Annotated in this window: 2 tRNA genes and 3 rRNA genes; all 5 read left to right on the top strand. The window is 50.9% G+C overall.

Annotated elements, in window-relative coordinates:
- The first annotated feature begins 353 nt into the window (after window positions 1-353).
- A 16S ribosomal RNA gene (locus J1G37_RS28815) occupies window positions 354-1,890 on the top strand.
- Window positions 1,891-1,973: 83 nt separating this feature from the next.
- Window positions 1,974-2,050 (top strand) — tRNA-Ile (locus tag J1G37_RS28820).
- A 30-nt stretch (window positions 2,051-2,080) separates the two neighbouring features.
- Window positions 2,081-2,156, top strand: a tRNA-Ala gene (locus tag J1G37_RS28825).
- A gap of 249 nt (window positions 2,157-2,405) precedes the next feature.
- Window positions 2,406-5,297, top strand: a 23S ribosomal RNA gene (locus J1G37_RS28830).
- A gap of 154 nt (window positions 5,298-5,451) precedes the next feature.
- A 5S ribosomal RNA gene (gene rrf / locus J1G37_RS28835) occupies window positions 5,452-5,567 on the top strand.
- The 16S, 23S and 5S rRNA genes sit together here with 2 tRNA genes alongside, the layout of an rRNA operon.
- Window positions 5,568-5,576: the final 9 nt, after the last annotated feature.

The following is a 5,576-nucleotide window of genomic DNA, read 5'->3' on the forward strand; positions in this document are numbered from 1 at the left end:
GAAGTTGAAAAAGAGGTGTTGACAGCAGCGTGTAACGCTGTAGAATTCGCCTCCCGCTGATGAGAGATCTGAAGCGCAAGTGGTTGAAGTTGTTGAAGAATTCTTCGAAAGCTTCTGAAAATAATCACTTGACAGCAAATGAGGCTGCTGTAGAATGCGCGCCTCGGTTGAGACGAAAGATCTTAACCAACCGCTCTTTAACAACTGAATCAAGCAATTCGTGTGGGTGCTTGTGGAGTCAGACTGATAGTCAACAAGATTATCAGCATCACAAGTTACTCCGCGAGAAATCAAAGATGTAACCAACGATTGCTGAGCCAAGTTTAGGGTTTCTTAAAAACCCAAAGATGTTTGAACTGAAGAGTTTGATCATGGCTCAGATTGAACGCTGGCGGCAGGCCTAACACATGCAAGTCGAGCGGTAGAGAGAAGCTTGCTTCTCTTGAGAGCGGCGGACGGGTGAGTAATGCCTAGGAATCTGCCTGGTAGTGGGGGATAACGTTCGGAAACGGACGCTAATACCGCATACGTCCTACGGGAGAAAGCAGGGGACCTTCGGGCCTTGCGCTATCAGATGAGCCTAGGTCGGATTAGCTAGTTGGTGAGGTAATGGCTCACCAAGGCGACGATCCGTAACTGGTCTGAGAGGATGATCAGTCACACTGGAACTGAGACACGGTCCAGACTCCTACGGGAGGCAGCAGTGGGGAATATTGGACAATGGGCGAAAGCCTGATCCAGCCATGCCGCGTGTGTGAAGAAGGTCTTCGGATTGTAAAGCACTTTAAGTTGGGAGGAAGGGCAGTTACCTAATACGTGATTGTTTTGACGTTACCGACAGAATAAGCACCGGCTAACTCTGTGCCAGCAGCCGCGGTAATACAGAGGGTGCAAGCGTTAATCGGAATTACTGGGCGTAAAGCGCGCGTAGGTGGTTTGTTAAGTTGGATGTGAAATCCCCGGGCTCAACCTGGGAACTGCATTCAAAACTGACTGACTAGAGTATGGTAGAGGGTGGTGGAATTTCCTGTGTAGCGGTGAAATGCGTAGATATAGGAAGGAACACCAGTGGCGAAGGCGACCACCTGGACTAATACTGACACTGAGGTGCGAAAGCGTGGGGAGCAAACAGGATTAGATACCCTGGTAGTCCACGCCGTAAACGATGTCAACTAGCCGTTGGAAGCCTTGAGCTTTTAGTGGCGCAGCTAACGCATTAAGTTGACCGCCTGGGGAGTACGGCCGCAAGGTTAAAACTCAAATGAATTGACGGGGGCCCGCACAAGCGGTGGAGCATGTGGTTTAATTCGAAGCAACGCGAAGAACCTTACCAGGCCTTGACATCCAATGAACTTTCTAGAGATAGATTGGTGCCTTCGGGAACATTGAGACAGGTGCTGCATGGCTGTCGTCAGCTCGTGTCGTGAGATGTTGGGTTAAGTCCCGTAACGAGCGCAACCCTTGTCCTTAGTTACCAGCACGTAATGGTGGGCACTCTAAGGAGACTGCCGGTGACAAACCGGAGGAAGGTGGGGATGACGTCAAGTCATCATGGCCCTTACGGCCTGGGCTACACACGTGCTACAATGGTCGGTACAGAGGGTTGCCAAGCCGCGAGGTGGAGCTAATCCCATAAAACCGATCGTAGTCCGGATCGCAGTCTGCAACTCGACTGCGTGAAGTCGGAATCGCTAGTAATCGCGAATCAGAATGTCGCGGTGAATACGTTCCCGGGCCTTGTACACACCGCCCGTCACACCATGGGAGTGGGTTGCACCAGAAGTAGCTAGTCTAACCTTCGGGAGGACGGTTACCACGGTGTGATTCATGACTGGGGTGAAGTCGTAACAAGGTAGCCGTAGGGGAACCTGCGGCTGGATCACCTCCTTAATCGACGACATCAGCTGCTCCATAAGTTCCCACACGAATTGCTTGATTCATTGAAGAAGACGATAAAGAAGCAGCCCGAAATTGGGTCTGTAGCTCAGTTGGTTAGAGCGCACCCCTGATAAGGGTGAGGTCGGCAGTTCGAATCTGCCCAGACCCACCAATTTTGTGTGGGAAACGCCTGTAGAAATACGGGGCCATAGCTCAGCTGGGAGAGCGCCTGCCTTGCACGCAGGAGGTCAACGGTTCGATCCCGTTTGGCTCCACCACTACTGCTTCTGTTTGTTGAAAGCTTAGAAATGAGCATTCCATCGTGATGATGGTGAATGTTGATTTCTAGTCTTTGATTAGATCGTTCTTTAAAAATTTGGGTATGTGATAGAAAGATAGACTGAACGTTACTTTCACTGGTAACGGATCAGGCTAAGGTAAAATTTGTGAGTTACTCAGTTTTGAGTATTATCGAATTTTCGGCGAATGTTGTCTTCACAGTATAACCAGATTGCTTGGGGTTATATGGTCAAGTGAAGAAGCGCATACGGTGGATGCCTTGGCAGTCAGAGGCGATGAAAGACGTGGTAGCCTGCGAAAAGCTTCGGGGAGTCGGCAAACAGACTTTGATCCGGAGATGTCTGAATGGGGGAACCCAGCCATCATAAGATGGTTATCTTACGCTGAATACATAGGCGTAAGAGGCGAACCAGGGGAACTGAAACATCTAAGTACCCTGAGGAAAAGAAATCAACCGAGATTCCCTTAGTAGTGGCGAGCGAACGGGGACTAGCCCTTAAGTGGCTTTGAGATTAGCGGAACGCTCTGGAAAGTGCGGCCATAGTGGGTGATAGCCCTGTACGCGAAAATCTCTTAGTCATGAAATCGAGTAGGACGGAGCACGAGAAACTTTGTCTGAATATGGGGGGACCATCCTCCAAGGCTAAATACTACTGACTGACCGATAGTGAACTAGTACCGTGAGGGAAAGGCGAAAAGAACCCCGGAGAGGGGAGTGAAATAGATCCTGAAACCGTATGCGTACAAGCAGTGGGAGCCCACTTTGTTGGGTGACTGCGTACCTTTTGTATAATGGGTCAGCGACTTATTTTCAGTGGCGAGCTTAACCGAATAGGGGAGGCGTAGCGAAAGCGAGTCTTAATAGGGCGTCTAGTCGCTGGGAATAGACCCGAAACCGGGCGATCTATCCATGGGCAGGTTGAAGGTTGGGTAACACTAACTGGAGGACCGAACCGACTACCGTTGAAAAGTTAGCGGATGACCTGTGGATCGGAGTGAAAGGCTAATCAAGCTCGGAGATAGCTGGTTCTCCTCGAAAGCTATTTAGGTAGCGCCTCATGTATCACTGTAGGGGGTAGAGCACTGTTTCGGCTAGGGGGTCATCCCGACTTACCAAACCGATGCAAACTCCGAATACCTACAAGTGCCGAGCATGGGAGACACACGGCGGGTGCTAACGTCCGTCGTGAAAAGGGAAACAACCCAGACCGTCAGCTAAGGTCCCAAAGTTATGGTTAAGTGGGAAACGATGTGGGAAGGCTTAGACAGCTAGGAGGTTGGCTTAGAAGCAGCCACCCTTTAAAGAAAGCGTAATAGCTCACTAGTCGAGTCGGCCTGCGCGGAAGATGTAACGGGGCTCAAACCATACACCGAAGCTACGGGTATCACGTAAGTGATGCGGTAGAGGAGCGTTCTGTAAGCCTGTGAAGGTGAGTTGAGAAGCTTGCTGGAGGTATCAGAAGTGCGAATGCTGACATGAGTAACGACAATGGGTGTGAAAAACACCCACGCCGAAAGACCAAGGTTTCCTGCGCAACGTTAATCGACGCAGGGTTAGTCGGTCCCTAAGGCGAGGCTGAAAAGCGTAGTCGATGGAAAACAGGTTAATATTCCTGTACTTCTGGTTATTGCGATGGAGGGACGGAGAAGGCTAGGCCAGCTTGGCGTTGGTTGTCCAAGTTTAAGGTGGTAGGCTGGAATCTTAGGTAAATCCGGGATTCTAAGGCCGAGAGCTGATGACGAGTTAACTTTTAGTTAACGAAGTGGTTGATGCCATGCTTCCAAGAAAAGCTTCTAAGCTTCAGGTAACCAGGAACCGTACCCCAAACCGACACAGGTGGTTGGGTAGAGAATACCAAGGCGCTTGAGAGAACTCGGGTGAAGGAACTAGGCAAAATGGCACCGTAACTTCGGGAGAAGGTGCGCCGGTGAGGGTGAAGGACTTGCTCCGTAAGCTCATGCCGGTCGAAGATACCAGGCCGCTGCGACTGTTTATTAAAAACACAGCACTCTGCAAACACGAAAGTGGACGTATAGGGTGTGACGCCTGCCCGGTGCCGGAAGGTTAATTGATGGGGTTAGCTAACGCGAAGCTCTTGATCGAAGCCCCGGTAAACGGCGGCCGTAACTATAACGGTCCTAAGGTAGCGAAATTCCTTGTCGGGTAAGTTCCGACCTGCACGAATGGCGTAACGATGGCGGCGCTGTCTCCACCCGAGACTCAGTGAAATTGAAATCGCTGTGAAGATGCAGTGTATCCGCGGCTAGACGGAAAGACCCCGTGAACCTTTACTATAGCTTTGCACTGGACTTTGAATTTGCTTGTGTAGGATAGGTGGGAGGCTTTGAAGCGTGGACGCCAGTCTGCGTGGAGCCAACCTTGAAATACCACCCTGGCAACTTTGAGGTTCTAACTCAGGTCCGTTATCCGGATCGAGGACAGTGTATGGTGGGTAGTTTGACTGGGGCGGTCTCCTCCTAAAGAGTAACGGAGGAGTACGAAGGTGCGCTCAGACCGGTCGGAAATCGGTCGTAGAGTATAAAGGCAAAAGCGCGCTTGACTGCGAGACAGACACGTCGAGCAGGTACGAAAGTAGGTCTTAGTGATCCGGTGGTTCTGTATGGAAGGGCCATCGCTCAACGGATAAAAGGTACTCCGGGGATAACAGGCTGATACCGCCCAAGAGTTCATATCGACGGCGGTGTTTGGCACCTCGATGTCGGCTCATCACATCCTGGGGCTGAAGCCGGTCCCAAGGGTATGGCTGTTCGCCATTTAAAGTGGTACGCGAGCTGGGTTTAGAACGTCGTGAGACAGTTCGGTCCCTATCTGCCGTGGACGTTTGAGATTTGAGAGGGGCTGCTCCTAGTACGAGAGGACCGGAGTGGACGAACCTCTGGTGTTCCGGTTGTCACGCCAGTGGCATTGCCGGGTAGCTATGTTCGGAATAGATAACCGCTGAAAGCATCTAAGCGGGAAACTAGCCTCAAGATGAGATCTCACTGGAACCTTGAGTTCCCTGAAGGGCCGTCGAAGACTACGACGTTGATAGGTTGGGTGTGTAAGCGCTGTGAGGCGTTGAGCTAACCAATACTAATTGCCCGTGAGGCTTGACCATATAACACCCAAGCAATTTGCTTCTCGAAAGAGCATCAGATTGCGGTGTGTGAAGACGATAGAACCGAAAGTTCGATGCTCACAAAACACCGAAGCTATCACATACCCAATTTGCTGAAGCGAGACCAACTGGTCACGACTCAGTACCCGAATTTCTTGACGACCATAGAGCATTGGAACCACCTGATCCCATCCCGAACTCAGCAGTGAAACGATGCATCGCCGATGGTAGTGTGGGGTTTCCCCATGTGAGAGTAGGTCATCGTCAAGATTAAATTCC

The organism is Pseudomonas sp. Marseille-Q1929, from assembly GCF_017316265.1.
GTDB lineage: Bacteria > Pseudomonadota > Gammaproteobacteria > Pseudomonadales > Pseudomonadaceae > Aquipseudomonas.